Origin of the sequence: Dongia soli, assembly GCF_034044715.1 — a bacterium.
In the GTDB taxonomy this organism is placed as follows: Bacteria; Pseudomonadota; Alphaproteobacteria; order Dongiales; family Dongiaceae; genus Dongia_B; species Dongia_B soli.
Genome location: NZ_JAXCLW010000010.1, coordinates 52,064 through 70,403, shown reverse-complemented (window position 1 = coordinate 70,403; position 18,340 = coordinate 52,064). Strand labels below are relative to the sequence as shown.

General features: G+C 60.5%; 20 protein-coding genes. 17 read left to right on the top strand and 3 right to left on the bottom strand.

Features of this window, described 5'->3' with window-relative positions:
* The first annotated feature begins 1 nt into the window (after position 1).
* Positions 2-784 (top strand): 3-oxoacyl-ACP reductase FabG, encoded by a 783-nt coding sequence (gene fabG, locus SMD27_RS21710; RefSeq protein WP_320510544.1) that lies wholly within the window; start codon positions 2-4, stop codon positions 782-784.
* Here the strand turns inward: fabG and qhpR are convergent.
* On the bottom strand, positions 775-1,863 hold the full coding sequence (gene qhpR, locus SMD27_RS21705; protein ID WP_320510543.1) for an AraC-like transcriptional regulator QhpR: 1,089 nt from the start codon (positions 1,861-1,863) through the stop codon (positions 775-777). The two genes, fabG and qhpR, sit on opposite strands and share 10 nt — an antisense overlap.
* A 246-nt stretch (positions 1,864-2,109) precedes the next feature.
* Here qhpR and SMD27_RS21700 point away from each other — a divergent pair, with 246 nt between their 5' ends.
* The 8 genes from SMD27_RS21700 to SMD27_RS21665 all read left to right on the top strand — a co-directional run bounded on the left by SMD27_RS21700 (position 2,110) and on the right by SMD27_RS21665 (position 8,411).
* On the top strand, positions 2,110-3,108 hold the full coding sequence (locus tag SMD27_RS21700; RefSeq protein WP_320510542.1) for a phosphotransferase enzyme family protein: 999 nt from the start codon (positions 2,110-2,112) through the stop codon (positions 3,106-3,108).
* Between the two features lie 31 nt (positions 3,109-3,139).
* A complete protein-coding gene (locus tag SMD27_RS21695) occupies positions 3,140-4,420 on the top strand; it encodes a class-III pyridoxal-phosphate-dependent aminotransferase (RefSeq protein ID WP_320510541.1) in 1,281 nt (426 codons plus the stop codon).
* Between the two features lie 17 nt (positions 4,421-4,437).
* Complete coding sequence (locus SMD27_RS21690; protein ID WP_320510540.1) at positions 4,438-6,051, top strand: aldehyde dehydrogenase family protein; 1,614 nt, start codon at positions 4,438-4,440, stop codon at positions 6,049-6,051.
* 4 nt (positions 6,052-6,055) lie between these two features.
* Positions 6,056-6,670: a BMC domain-containing protein gene (locus tag SMD27_RS21685; RefSeq protein ID WP_320510539.1), complete on the top strand. Its 615-nt coding sequence runs from the start codon at positions 6,056-6,058 to the stop codon at positions 6,668-6,670.
* Entirely contained in the window at positions 6,667-7,116 is a 450-nt protein-coding gene (locus SMD27_RS21680) for a hypothetical protein (protein ID WP_320510538.1), read from the top strand. The genes SMD27_RS21685 and SMD27_RS21680 overlap by 4 nt, the downstream gene beginning before the upstream one ends.
* Positions 7,113-7,379, top strand: coding sequence for a EutN/CcmL family microcompartment protein (locus SMD27_RS21675; protein ID WP_320510537.1), 267 nt, complete (start codon positions 7,113-7,115; stop codon positions 7,377-7,379). The genes SMD27_RS21680 and SMD27_RS21675 overlap by 4 nt, the downstream gene beginning before the upstream one ends.
* A gap of 51 nt (positions 7,380-7,430) precedes the next feature.
* Complete coding sequence (locus SMD27_RS21670; protein WP_320510536.1) at positions 7,431-7,712, top strand: BMC domain-containing protein; 282 nt, start codon at positions 7,431-7,433, stop codon at positions 7,710-7,712.
* Between the two features lie 63 nt (positions 7,713-7,775).
* A complete protein-coding gene (locus SMD27_RS21665; protein ID WP_320510535.1) occupies positions 7,776-8,411 on the top strand; it encodes a hypothetical protein in 636 nt (211 codons plus the stop codon).
* 140 nt (positions 8,412-8,551) lie between these two features.
* Here the strand turns inward: SMD27_RS21665 and SMD27_RS21660 are convergent, their stop codons facing one another.
* Positions 8,552-8,869, bottom strand: a complete 318-nt coding sequence (locus tag SMD27_RS21660) for a hypothetical protein (RefSeq protein ID WP_320510534.1) — start codon at positions 8,867-8,869, stop codon at positions 8,552-8,554.
* Positions 8,870-9,455: 586 nt separating this feature from the next.
* On the opposite strand from SMD27_RS21660, the gene SMD27_RS21655 reads away from it, so the two are divergent.
* From SMD27_RS21655 to SMD27_RS21630, 6 genes are all read left to right on the top strand, one after another.
* Positions 9,456-10,343: a fumarylacetoacetate hydrolase family protein gene (locus SMD27_RS21655; protein ID WP_320510533.1), complete on the top strand. Its 888-nt coding sequence runs from the start codon at positions 9,456-9,458 to the stop codon at positions 10,341-10,343.
* Between the two features lie 92 nt (positions 10,344-10,435).
* On the top strand, positions 10,436-11,434 hold the full coding sequence (locus SMD27_RS21650) for an ABC transporter ATP-binding protein (protein ID WP_320510532.1): 999 nt from the start codon (positions 10,436-10,438) through the stop codon (positions 11,432-11,434).
* A gap of 16 nt (positions 11,435-11,450) precedes the next feature.
* On the top strand, positions 11,451-12,326 hold the full coding sequence (locus SMD27_RS21645) for an ABC transporter permease (protein WP_320510531.1): 876 nt from the start codon (positions 11,451-11,453) through the stop codon (positions 12,324-12,326).
* Positions 12,323-13,177, top strand: coding sequence for an ABC transporter permease (locus SMD27_RS21640; RefSeq protein ID WP_320510530.1), 855 nt, complete (start codon positions 12,323-12,325; stop codon positions 13,175-13,177). Before SMD27_RS21645 ends, SMD27_RS21640 begins: the two co-directional genes overlap by 4 nt.
* A gap of 41 nt (positions 13,178-13,218) precedes the next feature.
* A complete protein-coding gene (locus tag SMD27_RS21635) occupies positions 13,219-14,280 on the top strand; it encodes an extracellular solute-binding protein (protein WP_320510529.1) in 1,062 nt (353 codons plus the stop codon).
* An 86-nt stretch (positions 14,281-14,366) separates the two neighbouring features.
* Complete coding sequence (locus SMD27_RS21630) at positions 14,367-15,497, top strand: M20 family metallopeptidase (protein ID WP_320510528.1); 1,131 nt, start codon at positions 14,367-14,369, stop codon at positions 15,495-15,497.
* Between the two features lie 49 nt (positions 15,498-15,546).
* Here the strand turns inward: SMD27_RS21630 and SMD27_RS21625 are convergent, their stop codons facing one another.
* Positions 15,547-16,251, bottom strand: coding sequence for a GntR family transcriptional regulator (locus SMD27_RS21625; RefSeq protein ID WP_320510527.1), 705 nt, complete (start codon positions 16,249-16,251; stop codon positions 15,547-15,549).
* A 248-nt stretch (positions 16,252-16,499) separates the two neighbouring features.
* Between SMD27_RS21625 and SMD27_RS21620 the strand changes: the two genes are divergently transcribed.
* Both SMD27_RS21620 and SMD27_RS21615 read left to right on the top strand, forming a co-directional pair.
* Positions 16,500-17,780, top strand: coding sequence for a metal-dependent hydrolase family protein (locus SMD27_RS21620; RefSeq protein ID WP_320510526.1), 1,281 nt, complete (start codon positions 16,500-16,502; stop codon positions 17,778-17,780).
* Positions 17,777-18,319: a DUF5943 domain-containing protein gene (locus SMD27_RS21615; RefSeq protein WP_320510525.1), complete on the top strand. Its 543-nt coding sequence runs from the start codon at positions 17,777-17,779 to the stop codon at positions 18,317-18,319. The genes SMD27_RS21620 and SMD27_RS21615 overlap by 4 nt, the downstream gene beginning before the upstream one ends.
* Positions 18,320-18,340: the final 21 nt, after the last annotated feature.

Sequence of the window (18,340 nt, the reverse complement as noted above, 5' to 3'; positions counted from 1 at the left end):
CATGCTGGCAGCATCGATCAAGGGGAAGTCGGTCATCGTTACCGGAGCAAGCAAAGGGATCGGCAAGGGCATCGCCCGGGTCTTCGCGCGACATGGCGGCAAGGTGCTGGTGGTCGGGCGCGATCTGCAAGCCGCGGAGACGTCAGCCAAGGAATTGACCGATGCCGGCTTCACCGCCGCGGCTTTTGCTGCCGATGTCACAAAACTGGATGATATGGAAGCGATGGCGCGGGCCGCTCATGATCGCCATGGCGGCGTCGATATCCTCTGCGCCAATGCCGGCATGTTTCCGCCGGCCAAGATGGAGGAGATGACGCCGGAGCAATGGGACGAGGTCCAGGCCACCAATCTCAAAGGCACCTTCCTCTCGGTGAAGGCCTGCATTCCCTATCTGAAGAAAAGCGGCGAAGGCCGCGTCGTCATCACCTCCTCGATCACCGGACCGGTCACCGGCTTTCCCGGCTGGACCCATTACGGTGCAAGCAAGGCGGGCCAGCTCGGCTTCATGCGCACGGCCTGTATCGAGCTTGCCAAATATGGCATCACGGTGAATGCGGTCATGCCGGGGAATGTGGTGACCGAAGGCCTCAAGGAACTAGGCGACGACTATATGCAGAGCATGGCGGCTTCCGTGCCGCTGAAGAAGCTGGGCGATGTCGAGGATATCGGCCATGCCGCCTTGTTCTTCGCCTCGCGCGAGGCCGGCTATATCACCGGCCAGACGATCGTCGTCGATGGCGGACAGATCTTGCCGGAATCGCTGGACGCGCTGGCTCAGGCTTGATCGACACCATGTTGCAGCCTGCCGCGCCGATAAGCGCGCGGGCTGATTCCAGTCCAGCGGGTGAAGGCGCGGGTGAAGGCGGAGAGTTCGGAATAACCGAGCAGCAGCGCGATTTCCGTCAAGGGCAATCGCCGCTGGTCGAGATACATCTGCGCCAGGCTGCGCCGCATTTGCTCGACCGCTTCCTTATAGGTCATGCCCTGTTCCGACAATTCGCGCTGTATCGCGGCCGGCGTCACCCGTAATTCATGGGCAATTTTCTCCAGGCTGGGATAGCCGTTCGGCAGATCGACGCGGATCGCCGTTTTCACCCGGTCCGCCAAGCCCTCATCGCCACTGCGATGCGATCCCAGCGATTCCAGGCAGGTCTGCATCATGGTCAGTAATTTCAGATCGCGCCCCGGCATCGCCCGGTCGAGGAGGTCCGGCCGGAAGAGAAGCGCATTGGTCGGCTGGCTGAAATAGACCGGCGCGTCGAAAGCCTCCTCATGTTGCTTCCAGGCTTCGGGACGTGGATGTTCGAAATGCACTTCGACCGGGGCCCATTTGACGCCACAGCATTCACGCAGCACATTGACGAACATGCCGAGCGACAATTCCGCATCCTGGCGGCGCTCGACGATCTCGGCGGAATAAATCTGATATTCCAGGCGTATCAGCCCATCCTTACCGCGCCGTAACTGCATCGCGGAAGATTCCTGATGATAGTGAAAGAGGCGCACTAGATTGTCGAGCGCCGCCCCCAAGGTAGGCGAGCAAACCGCGGCATAACCCCACATGCCAAGATCGCGAGGCTGAAATTGCTGTCCGAACCACAAACCGAAATTCGGCGCCTTCATTCGCCGGGCGGATTCCTCGAACAGCCGGCAATAGGCGCTGAGCTTCACTTTGAGCGTTGGCGCACCGGCCATATCGGGTGCGATACCGGAATTGCCGAAGATGCTGTCGACATCACCATGCTGGCGTTCAATGAAATTGACGAGGCCGGTCGCGGCCGCCGCGAGAACGATCGGCGCGGCGCCATTGGGCGCGGCCGCCATATGATCCTCCTCTCCTACTGTCGCCAATACGCTTGCCATTCGGCCAGTCCCCGGCAACTTGTCGTTATGGGCAATGATGGCACGTCGCAGCGACAAGCTGCAAGAGGCAGCGCGGCGGGTGAAGACCACAATCCGTGAGCCAGCTGTCAAGATCGCCGCTTCACCTGTCAAGCGGCCGGCTGACCGGGCTTCTAGGTTGAGATAAGGGCCAAGCCAAGCCGAACAGAACAAGCGGTTAAGCCGCGAAGCCGGCTTCGATGCTGAATGGGAGGAAGCGAAGAAGGCATGAGCGGCCAGCTCACGATCGATCAATTGCAACGCGCCGTAGATGAACTGGCAGCCTCGGCCCTGGCGTGCTGGGGTCTCGAAGAGGCTCGCCTCGAACTTATTAATCATTCGGAAAACTGGACCTATAAAGTGTCGCCGGCGGGCGCGACCCGGCCCGTCATCCTGCGGGTGCATCGGGAAAACTATCATAGCGTGAACGGCATTCGCAGCGAGCTTGCCTGGATGCGAGCCCTGCAAGCCGAAGCCGGTGTGAAGACGCCGCAGGCCATTCCCGGTAAGGACGATCTGGATATCCAGACCGTCAGCCATCCGGCACTCGATAATCCGCGCAATTGCGTGCTATTCGAATTCATCGATGGCAGCGAGCCGTCACAGCACGATCTCATCGCGCCCTTCATCCAGTTGGGTGAAGTCGCCGCACGCTGCCACAACCATTCCCAGGGCTGGAAACGGCCAAGCTTCTTCGAGCGCCTTTGCTGGAATTTTGACCATTCGCTGGGCGCTCGCCCTAATTGGGGGCCGTGGCAGGCCGGACCGGATCTTGATCCGGTCCGCGAGAAACTGCTTCAACGCCTTGTCGCGGTGATGCAACGGCGTCTGCAGCGTTTCGGCCAAGGACCGGAGCGCTACGGCCTCATCCACGCCGATTTTCGCCTCGCCAATTTGCTGGTCTATGAAGGCGATGTCCGGGTGATCGATTTCGACGATTGCGGCTTGGGCTGGTTCCTCTACGACGCCGCCACAGCCGTGAGTTTCTTCGAAGACCGCGCCGATGTGCCGGAGCTGATGGAAGCCTGGAAAGAAGGCTATCGCCGGCAGCGCAGGCTGAGCGCCGAGGATGAGGACGAGCTTTGGACCTTCATCCTTTTGCGCCGCATGACCTTGTTCGCCTGGATGGGATCCCATGCCGAAACCGAGCTCGCCCGCAGCGAAGGTCCGGGTTACAGCGCCGGCACCTGCGAGCTGGCCGAGCGCTACCTAACCCGCTACGGCTGACATGGCCGTGACTTGACGAAGGAACCGACGGATGGCCAGCGCTGAGAAGCAGGAATTTCTGGAGAAATCGAAGACCTTTTGGAATCCGGGCAAAACCCAGGCCTGGCAGGATATGGGCGTCGATCTGGTGATCGATCGGCGCGAAGGCTATCTGCTTTGGGACATGGATGGGCGCCGGCTGATCGATCTGCATTTGAATGGCGGCACCTATAATATCGGCCATCGCCATCCGGAGCTGGTGGAAGTGCTTAATCGCGGCACCCAGCGCTTCGATATGGGCAATCACCATTTCCCCTCCTTGGCACGCACTGCGCTGGCCGAACGGCTGGCGCGCATCTGCGGCGGCGACATGCATTATACGATGTACGGATCCGGCGGCGCGGAAGCGATCGATATTGCGCTGAAGACTGCGCGTCATGCGACCCAGCGCCGCAAGATCGTTTCCATTATCAATGCCTATCACGGGCATACCGGCCTCGCCGTGGCGACCGGCGCCGACCGCTTCAAGAAGATCTTTCTGGCCGAGCAGCCGGATGATTTCGTGCATGTACCCTTCAATGATCTCAATGCCATGGAGGACGCGCTCAAAGGCAAGGATGTGGCGGCCCTGATCATGGAGACGATCCCGGCTACCTATGGATTTCCCATGCCCCTGCCCGGTTATCTGCAGGAGGTGAAGAAATTATGCGAACGCTATGGCGCGCTCTATATCGCTGACGAAGTGCAGACCGGGCTGATGCGCTGCGGCGAGATGTGGGGCTATCAGCGCTACGGCATTCAGCCGGACATCCTGGTGACCGGCAAAGGCATTTCCGGCGGCATCTATCCGATCGCTTGCGTCGTCGTCCGTGAAGCCTATGCCGGTTGGCTGAAGCAGGATGGCTTTGCCCACATGTCGACCATGGGCGGTGCGGAACTCGGCTGCCTTGTTGCCATGAAGACACTGGAAATTCTCGAACGTCCGCCGGTCAAGCCGATGATCAATTACATCGCCGAGACCTTCCGCAATGGCCTTGCTGACATCATGGGGCTTTATCCCGATTTCTTCGTCGGCATCCGGCAATGCGGCTTGGTGATGGGATTGGAGTTCGATTATCCGGAAGGCGCGAAGCCGGTGATGAAGCATCTCTACGAGAACGGTGTCTGGGCGATTTTCTCGACGCTCGATCCCCGGGTGCTGCAATTCAAGCCGGGCGTCCTGATGACAACCGATCTGTGCCAGGAAGTCCTCGAGCGGGTCGAACGTGCCGTCGGGCTAGCTTATGCCGATTGCCTGGGGCGCGGCCGTCGGACATCGCGCAATGCCGCGTGATTTGAGGATGGAGTGAGATGACCGCCATCATCGAAGAGCTACTGGCCGGCGAAAAACGCGCCACCGGCAGCGCCGATCTGATGCTGCAGACGGCCGAATGGGGCGCGGCCGCCTTCGCCCGCTTTGATCGTGCAGCGGTGGAGGCGATCGCGCGGTCGGCGGCGGAAGCCGGTTTCGCCGAAGCCGGACCGCTTGCCGAAGCAGCTGTGCAGGAGACCGGCTTCGGCGTCGCTGCCCATAAGAAGATCAAGAACGAGCTGACCACGCGCGCCCTCTTCGAGGTGTATCGTTCGGCGGATTATTGCTCGCCCCGCATCCTGCCGCAGGTGAAGATGGTGGAATTGCCGCGCCCGGCTGGCGTGGTTTTCGCCCTGACGCCCTCGACCAATCCGGTCTGCACCACTTTCTACAAGATCCTGCTGGCGCTGTTCACCCGCAACGCCGTCATCCTCTCGCCGCATCCGATGGCGAAAGCCTGCTCCGTCAGGGCTGCCAAATTGATGGCAGCGGCGGCGGAAGCGGCCGGCGCGCCGGCCGGCATCATTCAGGTGATCGAAGCGCCTAATCTGCCGCTGATCGATCACATCATGAAATCGCCCAGGGTGGGCGTGATCCTGGCGACCGGCGGCACGCCGATGGTGCGGGCGGCCTATAGTTCCGGCAATCCGGCGATCGGCGTCGGACCGGGCAACGCACCTGCTTTGGTGGATGAGAGCGCCGAACTCGATGAGGCGGCGAAGCGCATCGTCGCCTCGAAAAGTTTCGACAACTCGATCCTTTGTACCAATGAAAGTGTCGTCGTTGCCGTGGAGAGCATCGCCGACCCATTGCTGCAGAGCCTCAAAGCGGCGGGAGCCTATCTTGCCAAGCCGGAAGAAACCGCGGCCCTGCGCGACCTGCTCTTCGGCAAAGGCAGCTTCAATATCGAAATCCTCGGAAAGACGGCGGGTGAGATCGGCAGTCGGATCGGCCTGCGTTTGCCGGCCAATGCGAAGATCATCTTGACCGAAATCGACCGCGTCGGCATTGACGAGCCTCTGTCAAAAGAAAAGCTCTGCCCGGTGCTCGGCTTCCTCAGGGTGCCGCATGTCCAGGCTGGTATCACCCAGGCCCGCGCCCTCATCCGACTATCCGGGGCCGGGCATTCCGCCGCCATTCACAGCCGCGCCGCCGCCAATATCCTCGCTTATGGCGCCGCGGTGAAGGCGCTGCGCGTGGTGGTGAATGCACCCTGCAGCCAGGGCGCCGCCGGTTACGGCACGCATCTCGCGCCGGCTTTCACCATCGGCACCGGCTTCTTCGGCAGTTCTGCGATCGGCGAGAATGTCGGCCCGCAGCATCTCGTCAATTGGACCCGCATCGCCTATAGCGACGAACCGGCAGAGCTGTTCGGTGAATTCGGCGGCCTCGATCCCTGGACCGGACCACCGGTAGCGCTCGGCCGCGATGCGCCAATCTCGCTGGGCCGGTTGCAGGAAGGGGCCGATCAGGCGCCGGCTTCCGCTTTCGCTACCGCACCGAGGGCGAGCTCGCCCATGACCACCCTCATGCCGAGCGACGAGATCGCCATGATGCGCGAGGAAATCCGCCGCATCGTCCTCGCCGAATTGCGCGCCACGCTCAGGGGCTGAGATCATGGCGGAGATCAGGTCCTTCATCTTTATCGACCAGTTGCAGCCCCAGACCCTCTGCTACATGGCGAGCTCGATGCGGGGTCGTTTGCCGCGCACCAATATGGCGGCACAGATCATTGAAGTGGCGCCCGGCCTCGATATCGAAGCCCTGACCGACACCGCGCTCAAACATGCCGAGGTGAGCGGCGGCATGCTGGTGGTGGAGCGCCAATTCGGTTACCTGGAATTTCATGCCCGATCGACGGCAGCGGTCAAATCGGCCGCCGCCGCGGTGCTGGAAGTCTTGGGCGCCGACGCTGCCCAGGCGCTGAAGCCACAGATCCTGGCGGCCAAGATCGTCACCCGGATCGATGATAGCCATGCCTTCCTGATCAACCGCAATAAGCTCGGCTCGATGATCCTGCCCGGTGAATCCTTGTTCGTGCTGGAGATGCAGCCCGCCTCCTACGCGATCCTCGCCACCAACGAGGCCGAGAAAGCAGCCGAGATCAAGGTGATCGACTATCGCATGTTCGGCGCGACGGGACGTGTCTATCTCTCGGGTGAGGAATCCGATATCCGCATGGCGGCGGAAGTGGCCGAGCGCACCCTCACCAATCTCGCGAGGCCGCAATGATCGATCCCGCCACCCTGCGCGACCTGATCCGCGACGTCATCGCGGAGGAAGTGAAAGCCCTCAAGGCCGGGCAGCAGGCCGGCGCGCCAGCCGCCGCGCCATCTATCGCACCCACGCCGCCTATACGCATCGCCAACGATGCCGATCTCGCCGCTTTCGCCAAACAGGTCCTCACGCTGGCCGAAACACCCGCGATCAGGGAAGCGATCCTGGCCGGGCGGCATCCCTTCAAATTGGCCGCGGGCCAGCCGGCGCAATCCGGCCCGGCCGCGCTGCCCATCTCTCACAGTCATCGTCTCGACAAGGGCGTCGTCACCGAGAGCACCATCCTGAAACTGCCAGCCGGGACCAGCCGCCTCGTGCTGGGACCGGAGGTCAGCATCACCCCCTTGGCCAGGGACAAGGCCAAGTCCCGCAACATCAGCATCGAAAGGGCGCGGCAATGATACGCGGTCGGGTCGTAGGCCGGTTCTGGGCCACCAAGCGCATCGAACATATTCCTTCCGGCGCTTTCCTGGAGATCGAAGCTGCCGGCGGCGGACGCATGATCGCGTTCGATGTGCTGGGCTGCGGCGAAGAGGAAGAGGTGCTGGTGGTGACGGGCTCCACCGCCGCCTCTTGGCTGGGCGGCGGCAAAATTCCGATCGATGCCTTGATCATCGGCTCGCTGGATGAGCCTGGCAAGACCGACAAGCCAAAGAGCAAATGAACTGTGAGCAACTGAATCTGCAAACTGATCTGAGCAATAAGGAGAATAACGATGTCCAACGCAATCGGCATGATCGAAACCAAGGGTTTCGTCGCGGCTCTGGCGGCGGCCGATGCCATGGTGAAAGCGGCCAATGTCACGGTGGTGGGCCGCGAACAGGTCGGTGACGGCCTGGTTGCCGTCATCATCAATGGCGATGTCGGTGCCGTGAAGGCGGCGACCGAAGCTGGCGCCGAAGCGGCCAACAGCGTCGGCACGCTGGTCTCGGTCCATGTCATTCCGCGCCCGCATCCCGATCTTGGCAAGCATTTCGCGACCGCGACATCGAAATAAGCAGCGCGTCGGAGGGCGGCGCGCGATGCCGCCGTGGCCGGATAACGCCATGCGAGAAAAGCGATGACAGAACTGCGCGTCTATCTGCTGATCGAGAACCTAGCGCGGCAGTTCGCCGCCTATATGTCGACGCCGACACGAGCGCGCGGCTACCCGCCGATCCAGGGTGAGCACAGTTTGATCATCGAAGTCGCGCCGGCCTTGGCGATCCACCGGATCTGCGATCTCGCCATGAAGACAGCACCCGACATGGAGCCGGGTCTGCTTTATACCGAGCGGCAATATGGCATCCTTGAACTGCATGCACGCGATCTCGGTTATCTGACAGCGGCAGGTGCCGCAATCCTCAACGGGATTGGCCGTGAAGCGGCGGATCAGTTGAAACCGCGGACGCTTTATGCCGACACCATCGACGATGTCGCCGATCAGCATGCCATCATCCTCAATCGTACCCGGGAAGCCTCCATGCTGCTGCCCGGCCAGTCGCTGCTGCTTTACGAATTGGAGCCGGCGCTTTTCGCCTTGGTCGCCGCCAATGAAGCGGAGAAGGCGGCGCCCGGCGTCACCATCGTCGATGTGCAGATGATCGGCGCCAGCGGGCGCGTCTTTCTCGCCGGCTCCCATCGGGATTGCGAACGGGCCCGCAATCGTATCGACGAGGTGTTAGGCTCGGTCATTGGACGCGCCGGCAAGGGCTGAGCCGCATCAAGGCGAAGACTGCGACGGAGCGGCAATTCTATTCATGCGGCGATTCGCTGCAGCGTCAAAGTTGAAGTCGCAGCGAATCCACCCGCAGCGAATCTACCCAAGGACGGCTCCGCTATGCGCAGCTCCGTCGCTTATTTCTTATGGGACTGCTGGAAGCCAGCCACGTCGTACTGAGATACACTTTTCAGATTCTTGGAGTTCTGCGGCTGTGTGCCCGCGTAATGTGTTCCGGCATTTCCATTTGGATTGAAGGCCGAACCCGGGGCGGTGCTGGCATGGCCCGGCGTGACACTCCCTGTCTGACGGCTGCCAATTGTTTGGTTGGGCTGACCCTTCGTCCCCGTTACCGCGTGGACATCGGCGGCCAAAGCCAAGCCGGTGGAGGTTATGAGCAGCGAAATACCGAGCATCATCGGCGTGAGAAGATGTTTCATGAGGAGATGTTCCATGGCGTGCTCTCCCAAAAGCGTTTGATTTTAGGAGGGCCGCTCGGGCCAGGTAGCATCCAGCGATGGGACATAACCGGATATCAGGCCACCAGCGCTGTTTGGGACCGCCATGCGTTGCGAACATCATCATTGATGATGTCGCGCGACATTGGCGTGGCTTGTCCGAGCGCCCTAGATTGACGATGGCACCGATCACGCGGTAGCCACCGATACCAAAGCCTACTCCGACCCAATCTCGTTTATTCCATGCTGCCCACAATAAGTTGGCGCATTAGATCGGACATGGATTTGTGCAAGCTGAGGCCAATTCCTCCAGCTTCGCCCGACAATCTGGCGCAGCCAGGGTGACCGGCGAGGAGGAGTCTGGCTCAAGACCCCTCCAGCGGGATGGAGCGAGCGCCTCGCCACGGCTTGTACCAGCGCATTGCGTGTCGATATATTTTTTATTTTAATGTTCCTACCCGCATAAAAATATATTATTTTGACAAATATAATTTTTGACCGTAGCTCTCCTGAACGTTATGTCGCCAAGACACATTGACCGGCACATCACGCCGGACATCGACAGGGGGAAAGAATGCGGTTCATGGCTTTTAGGAACCAGTCAGGCCAGAATGGCCTGGCCATCGCCTCAGCCGAAGGCCAATTCCGCGGCCTGCTTTCCGGCGATGCCGATTTCCCCGGGACACTTGAGCAACTCATCAACGGCGGGATGGCCGCTTTGAAGACAGCAGCGGAGCGGCTGTCACGGGGCGCGGTTGTCGAGCCTGACCGCGTCATGGTGCTCCCGCCGCTGCCCATGCCCGGCAAGATCGTTTGTGTCGGCCTCAATTATGTCGATCATTCGATCGAGAGCGGCTTTGCGGTTCCTTCCTATCCAACCATCTTCGCCCGGTTTGCTTCCACCCTGGTTGGGCACGGAAGCGCGATCTTACGCCCCCTCGCCTCCGACCAGCTCGATTACGAAGGCGAGATGGTGGCGGTGATCGGGAAAGGCGGCCGGCATATCGCCAAGGAAGATGCGCTGGACCACGTCATCGGCTACTCAATCTTCAATGAAGCATCGGTGCGCGATTTTCAGACCAAATCGCCGCAATGGACCGTGGGCAAGAATTTCGACAATACCGGCGCCTTCGGCCCGGTCTTCGTCACGGCCGACGAACTCCCGGCCGGCGGCAAGGGGCTGCGCATTCAGACACGCTTGAACGGACAGATCGTGCAGAACGCCACGACGGACGACATGATCTTCGACGTCGCGTCATTGATCTCGATCTTGAGCGAAGCGATTACCCTCTCTCCGGGCGACATCATCGTTACCGGCACGCCGTCCGGCGTGGGTATGGCGCGCAATCCCAAGCTTTTCATGAAACCCGGCGATGTCTGCGAGGTCGAGCTGGAGAAGGTTGGTGTGCTGCGCAACCGGATCGAGGCGGAACAGGGAAAGACCGCACCCCAGCGCGCGCTCAGCGCCTGACGCGGGCGGCTGCGTTTGACATTGCTGGCATGCAAGCCGGCGCGCACCGCCAGGCATATCGGCATCCGGGCCGAGAGGAGTCCCGTCCGATCATGATCAATGTACACGGCGTATCGAAGAGCTTTTCCACCCCTGATATCGGCGCGGTCCAGGCCTTGAAGACCGTGGATCTGGCGATCGGCGGCAGCGAATTCTTCACCTTGCTTGGCCCGTCCGGCTGCGGCAAGACCACGTTGCTGCGGTTGATCGGCGGTTTTGAGACACCGACGACGGGGTCGATTTGCATCGCCGGCATCGACGTCGCGGCCCTCCCGCCGCAGCAGCGGCCGGTCAATACGGTTTTTCAAAGCTACGCTCTTTTTCCGCATATGACCGTGGCGGAGAACGTCGCCTTCGGCCTGCGCATGCAGAAGCGTCCGGAACGGGACATCGAAACGCAGGTCGCAACCACGCTCGACATGGTTCGTCTCGGTGCCTTCGCGCAGCGGCGACCCAGCCAGCTTTCCGGCGGCCAGCAGCAGCGTGTGGCACTGGCGCGTGCGCTGGCGCCCCGGCCGAACGTGCTCCTGCTCGATGAACCGCTTTCCGCCTTGGATCTGAAATTGCGCAAGGAAATGCAGAGCGAATTAAAGCGGCTGCAACGCGAGACCGGCATCACCTTCATCCTCGTCACCCATGACCAGGAAGAGGCGCTTGCCATGTCGGACCGCATCGCCGTCATGCATGAAGGCCGGATTCTGCAAGTCGGAGCGCCGCAGGACATCTATCACAATCCCGCCAATCGTTTCGTTGCCGATTTCATCGGCGAGGCCAATTTGATTCCGGGTGCCGTTCTTCACCGCAATGCCGCTCTGACCGTAGCCGTCCGGCCGGAGCGCATCACGCTTCGCAAGGCGGCCGGCATGGCGGGGCGCTTGCTGGGTCGCATCGAGACGGTAACCTTCCTCGGCCTCGATACGCTCTACGAGATCGAGATCGCCAATCGCAATCGCATCCGTGTCCGGTTGCGCGACACCGGTGCCGGCTTCGATCCGGGGCAGGAAGTTGCCATGGACTGGGCGGCGGAGGCGGAACGCGAATTGATGCAGTGAAGGATGAGATGACGTGATGCCGCTCAAGCGAACACTCCTCCTCATCGCGCCGCCGGCGCTGACCATCGGTATTTTCATGTTGATCCCGATGTTCATCGCGGTCGCCTATTCCTTCATGACGGCCAATCCCTATGGCGGCGTCCAATATCCGCTGACCTTCGACGGCTACATCCAGTTCCTCTTTCAGCGCGACTTCGACGATTCGCTTATCTTCTCCGCCGATTACATCATCATCATTCTGCGCTCGCTGTATCTTGCCGTTGCAACCACAATGATCTGCCTGATCCTCGGCCTTCCGGTCGCCTGGTACATCGTCTGCCAGAGCGCGGAACGTCGGCGCGTATTGCTGTTTTTCGTCACGCTGCCTTTCTGGATCAATACGCTGATCCGCACCTATTGCTGGATCCTGATTTTGCGGGATGAAGGCGTGGCCAATATCTTTTTGCGTGACATGGGCCTGATCTCCCAACCCTTGCCGCTTCTCTACAATGACGGCTCGATCCTGCTTGGCCTGGTCTATACCTTCCTGCCCTTCATGGTGCTGCCGATCTATTCCATCCTGGAACGGTTGGATCCGCGTCTGGTGGAAGCGGCTTACGATCTTTATGCCAGCCGCTGGGCCATGTTCCGCCGGGTGATCTGGCCGCTGGCCAGGCCTGGCGCTTATGTCGGCGCGACCCTGGTCTTCGCACCGGCCTTGGGCTCCTTCCTGGCGCCGGACCTGTTGGGTGGCGGCAAGAAGCTGCTGATCGGCAGCCTGATCCAGATGCAGTTCACTTCGTCCCGCAACTGGCCCTTTGGCGCCGCACTTTCGACCGTCATCACGATTGTCATCCTGCTGGCACTGATGCTCCAGACGCGCAAGACGCGGCAAAAAGAGGCACGGCCATGAGCGATGAGACCGTCAGCCATCCCGCCACGCCGCCCCGCTTCGCCTCACGCAAACGCAAAGCCTTCGATTGGCGTTACACACCGGGACTTGGGCAATATACCGCCCTGATCCTTGTCTTCCTTTATGCGCCGCTGCTAATTCTGGTCATCTATGCTTTCAACAGCAGCTCGATGATCACCGTCTGGCAGGGCTTCAGCTTCCGCTGGTTCCTGCGCATTGCCCAGAACGCGGACATTCGCGATGCCGCCCTGAACAGCCTGGTCATCGCGGTCGTCGCCACCATCGCGTCGACCCTGATTGCCATGACCGGCGCCCTGGCGCTGGAACGCGGGCGCTATTTCCTCGGCCGCAACACCGTCGTCATGATGATCAACATGCCGCTGGTCGTGCCGGAAATCATTGTCGCCATTTCCACCCTGGTTTTTTTCTCCGCGATCGGCATGAAGAACGGCCTGGTCAATTTGATGATTGCCCATACCGTCTTCTGCATTCCCTTTGCCATCCTGCCGATCCAGACAAGATTACGCGATATGGGGCGATCGCTGGAGGAAGCCGGCCGGGACCTCTATGCCGATGAGTGGCAGCTCTTCCGCCACATCACCTTGCCTTTGCTGATGCCTGCCATCGCCGCCGGGGCGATCATGGCTTTCGTCGTCTCGCTCGATGACTTCCTCATCAGCATGATGGTGTCCAGCGCTGGCTCGACCACCCTGCCCGTCTATGTCTATGGAATGATGCGGCTGGGCGTAACGCCTGAGGTCAATGCCATCTCCACCATCCTTCTGCTTGTCTCACTCATTTTTGTCGGCGCCGCCCTGTTTCTCGGCCGCCGCAACCGCCGTCTTGCGTAAACGAAGCCAACTCAAAAACGACCATCTGGAGGGAGGAATACATGAAAAGCTGGCATCGAGGACTGACAGGGTTGCTTTCGATGGGCACCCTGTTTGCCGTGGCCGCTTCCGCGGGATTTATCGCCGAGGCACAGGCCGATTCGAAGGAACTGCATCTTTATAACTGGACCGACTACACCTCGGCCGACATGATCAAGAAATTCGAGAAGGAAACCGGAATCAAGGTCACGATCGACACGTATGATTCCAATGAGACGGCTCTTGCCAAGTTGACGTCAGGCGCCTCCGGCTATGACCTGATCGTCATCAGCAACGATTTCATCCCGATCTTCGTCAAGCAGAACCTGCTGGAACAGGTCGATGTCGGCGGGATGGCGAATTTCAAGAATCTCGATCCCAAATGGCAGAAGCGCGCCTGGGACCCGGATGCGCAATATAGCGTGCCCTGGATGTGGGGCACGACCTCCTATTCTGTCGATACCGCCGTGTATAAGGGACCGACCGACAGCCTGAAGCCCCTTTTCGACCCGCCGGCCGAGATGAGGGGCAAGATCGGCATGTTCGGATCGCCCAGCGAAGTCATGTCGCTGGCCCTGGTCTATCTCGGCAAGTCGCAATGCAACGAAAATCCGGCAGACCTCAAGGAGCTGAACGCGCTGCTGGAAAAGCAGAAGCCCTTCGTGAAGGTCTACAACTCCGACGGCACTGTCGAGCGTCAGGTTGCCGGCGAGACGGTGATGCATGAGCAATGGTCCGGCAAAGCCCAGGCGACTCGGATGCAGAAGGCCAGCGTGAAATATGTTTATCCGAAGGAAGGCGTGGTTGGCTGGATGGACAATGTCGCCGTGCCGAAGAATGCGCCGAATCTTGATAATGCCAAGAAATTTCTCAACTTCCTGATGGATCCCGAAAACATCGCCCTGGAGCAAAGCTCGACCGGCTATCAAAGCGCGGTCATGGGATCGAACAAATATCTTTCCGCCGAGCTCGGTTCGTCGCCGGAATTCAACCCGCCGGCGGATCTCAAGGTCGTCTTTGCGCCTTCCTGCGGGGAAAAGGCAACGCGTGCTTATGATCGGATCTGGACGAAGTTGCGCCAGTAAGCAAAGCTCTGACTGCTTGTGGATACCGTCGATGCAGATCGACGGTATCTTTATTTCGGCCGGACAGAACGGAGAAGATGATGGCGATGGCAGCACCTACGGCACTTCAACTGGCGCAGGAGTTGATTCGTCTCCGATCGATCAATCCGCCGGGTGAGGAACAGGCCTGTGCCGAGCTGACCGGCAAGCTGTTGAGCGATGCCGGTTATCGCGTCACCTATCATCAATATGCCGATGGCCGCCTCAACCTCGTCGCCGAACTATCCGGCACGGGCGACGAAAAGCCGCTTTGTTTCACTGGTCATCTCGACACGGTTCCGCTGGGTGCCGCGCCCTGGAGCCGTGATCCTTTCGCTGCGGATATCGTCGGAGATCGGCTTTACGGCCGGGGCTCCAGCGACATGAAGAGTGGTGTCGCCGCGATGGTGCGGGCCGCAATCGACCTTGCAAAAACCAGCGCCCGGCCCCAAGCGGGACTGGTGCTGGTTCTAACGGTCGGCGAGGAGACCGGCTGCGATGGGGCTCGCGCGCTCACCGGCATAGCCGGCGCCTTGCCGAAGGCCGGTGCGCTTGTGGTCGGCGAACCGACCGGCAATCAGCCGCTGATCGGGCATAAGGGCGCCTTGTGGCTTCGCGCCAGCTTCAAGGGCGTCACGGCCCACGGGTCGATGCCTGAACAGGGAGATAATGCCGTCTACAAGGCCGCGCGCGGCGTGCTGCGGCTGAGCGAGCATGCCTTCGATGCGCCGCGCCATCACCATCTCGGCGGTCCATCGCTCAATGTCGGCACATTCAATGGCGGCCTCAATGTGAATTCCGTACCGGATCGTGCCGAGATCCAGCTGGACGTGCGCACCATCCCCGGGCAATCGAATGAGACGATCACGCGCGAACTCGGCGCCTTGCTGGGCGATGGCGCGGAAATATCGCGTATCGTCGATGTCGGCGCGGTTGCCAGCTCGCCGCAAAATCAGTGGATCAGCGAGGTCTTCGATCTGTGCGAGCGGCTCACCGGCAACCGGATCGATCCCAAAGGGGCGCCGTTCTTTACCGATGCCTCCGTGCTGGTTCCGGCGATGGATAATATGCCCGCCCTCATCCTCGGTCCGGGCGAGACCGTCATGGCGCACAAGACTGATGAATATTGCCTGGTGTCGAAGATCGAGGCAGCCGTCGAGCTCTATGCCGAGATCGGCCGGCGATGGATGGGCATCTGAAGATCAAGGAGAGCCCCAGCCGGTGAACAACGCGGGCGTATCTGCGCGCTCAGTCGTCCGCGTCTTCGCTTCCCTGCATGTCGTCGTAAGAGGTCGCGGAAAGCAGGATTTTGGTGGTTGCTTGAAGATGTGCCGCCAGCAAGCCGGCCGCCGTCTCGGCATCCCGTGCCAGCGTCGCCTCCAGGATGCCCTGATGTTCGTCCTGCACGTTCCGTTCGGTGCGAGCGAGCGGAACTGAGAGCCGACGATACCGTTCGCTCTGATCGTAGAGCTGGCCGCGCAGCCTCAAAAGCCAGGGACTGTCGCAACCGTCGACCAGCGCCTGATGGAAGGCGGCATGGGCCTCGGCCCAATCCTCATTGATGCGGGCCGGATCGCTCGCCACGCGTTCGGGCGTGCGCGACAGGCGATGCGAGGCGGCCACCAGGCCCGCTTCCCAATTGACGTCGCCAACATCGATGGCGCGGCGCAGGCACAATGTCTCGATCTCCACCCGCACCATCGTGAGATCCTGAAGATCCGCCGCCGATATGGGAGCCGCCCGGAAGCCGCGTTGCGGTTCGGCAACGACCAATCCTTCCGACGTCAAACGCGACAGCGCCTCGCGGACGGCGCCGAGGCTCACTGAGAACCGTGCGCATAATTCCTGAATTTTCAGGCGGCGGCCCGGAAGGATGCGGCAGGAAAGCAGTTCGGCACGGAGGGCCTCATAAGCGCCCTGTGTCCGGTTAAGCGTGATATCTCGGGCCATCATATCCCTTATGGCTGGCAAGCGGTCAGGAGACTATCACGATATATTATCGAAGTCATCTCCCGCAGGAGGGATAAAATATATTTTTTATTGACGCATATATGATTGCTTGCCACACTTGCTTCATCGAGGAGGATCGAAGGCGCAGCCATAGCGGAGCCGGCATTCTGCCATCTTGATGGGCCGGCCATCGATTTAAAAACATAAGAGCGGATCGCCACGGCAAGACCGCAAAACCAAGGGGAGCAGCGATGAACAGGGTTCTTTTTCGCAATGCGATGGTGTGGGACGGCAGCGGCGCCGATGCTTTTCCAGCAGATGTCCTGGTCGAAGGTCAACGTATCCGGACGATCGCGCGGACCCCTGGCCAAATGGCTGCCGATGGCACAACCATCGTCGATTGCAAGGGCCGCACCTTGATGCCCGGCCTCGTCGAAGGCCATGCTCATATTTCTTTCGGCGGCGCGGTGAACGATTCCGATCTCGGCAACATCCCGCCCGAGGAGCATCTCCTCCTCACCATGCGCAATGCCAAGACCCTGCTCGATCACGGATTCACCAGCGCTTACAGCGCCGCCACATCGAAGTTGCGCCTGGATGTCGTCATTCGCAACGAAGTCGATGCCGGCCGCCTCCCCGGCCCGCGCATCCGCGCCGGCAGCCCGGAAATCACGGTCACCGGCGGCCTCGGCGATGAGCGCAAGATGCATATGTATTACGAGAGCTTCGGCATGATTGCCGACGGGCCAGAGGAGATCGCAAAAGCCGTGCGGCTGTGCTGCCGCGAAGGCGTCGATAACATCAAGATCAATATCTCGGGCGACGATCTTGGACCCAAGGCACATGGCGGCGTCACGGTTATGCGCGAAGACGAAGTCCAGATGGCGGTTTCCGTTGCGCGTGACTTCGGCAAGAAAATCAATTGTCATGCGCGCGCCGCTGAATCGGTGAAACGGGCCGTGCGATGCGGTGTCGACGTGATCTATCATTGTGAATCCGCCGATGAAGAGGCGCTCGACATGCTGGAAGCAGCAAAGCATCGGATCTTCGTCGGCCCAGCCATCGGCATCATTTACGGCACGCTCTATGACGGGGAAGCATTCGGCTTTACCCGCGAATTCGCTCTGCATATCGGTATGCAGCGTGTGATCGACGACAGCCGCCGGGTCTATACCGAGCTGCGCAAACGCGGCGTCCGCGTGCTGATCGGCGGCGATTACGGCTTTGCCCAGTCGCCCCAGGGTACCAATGCACGTGATCTCAGGCATTTCGTCGACCTTCTCGGCTATTCGCCGAGCGAAGCACTGCAATGCGGCACGCGGATCGGCGGCGAAGTCATGGGACTCAAAGGCGAACTCGGCGAGGTCAAGGAGGGTTACCTCGCCGATCTGTTGCTGGTGAATGGCGACCCGTTGAAGGATCTCGACATGATGGTTCATGAAGAGAATCTGCTGGTCATCATGAAGGACGGTGCCCTCTACAAGAACAATGCAAGCGCCCTGGCCCACGAACGCAACGTCGCGGCTCAATGACGATCGCCGCGCCGGAAATCGCCATCGAGGTCGATCCGGACACTGGAATCTGGCGCACAGATAACCTCCCGATGGTCTATCTGCCGCGCCACTTCCTGGTAAACAATCACCGGGCGGTCGAAGACGCCCTTGGCATCGACACCTATCGTGCCATTCTCCAAGGTGCGACCGAAAAATCGGCGCTGCATTGGTGCGAAGTTCAGGCGCGCAGCTACAATCTCGATCGAGAACAGACGTTTCACCTGTACTTCCAGCGCCTGTCGCAGCGCGGCTGGGGCCGCTTCACCGTGGAAATGTTGGATAGCGCGGCCTGTTTGGGTCGCATACGCATCGAGAATTCCGTCTTTGCCCTGGAATTCGGCACCGGCACCGAGCGGCGCGTCTGTTACATGTTCGAGGGGTTCATGATCGGTGCCTTTCGTTTTTTGATCGGCGCAATCAACAAATCAGCGAACATCTATTGCCGCGAAATCTGCTGCAACGCGCATGATGGAGTTGAGCCATGCCAATTCGAATTTGGCTTGGTGAGACCAGATTGACCTCCTAGCCTCCGCAGACGA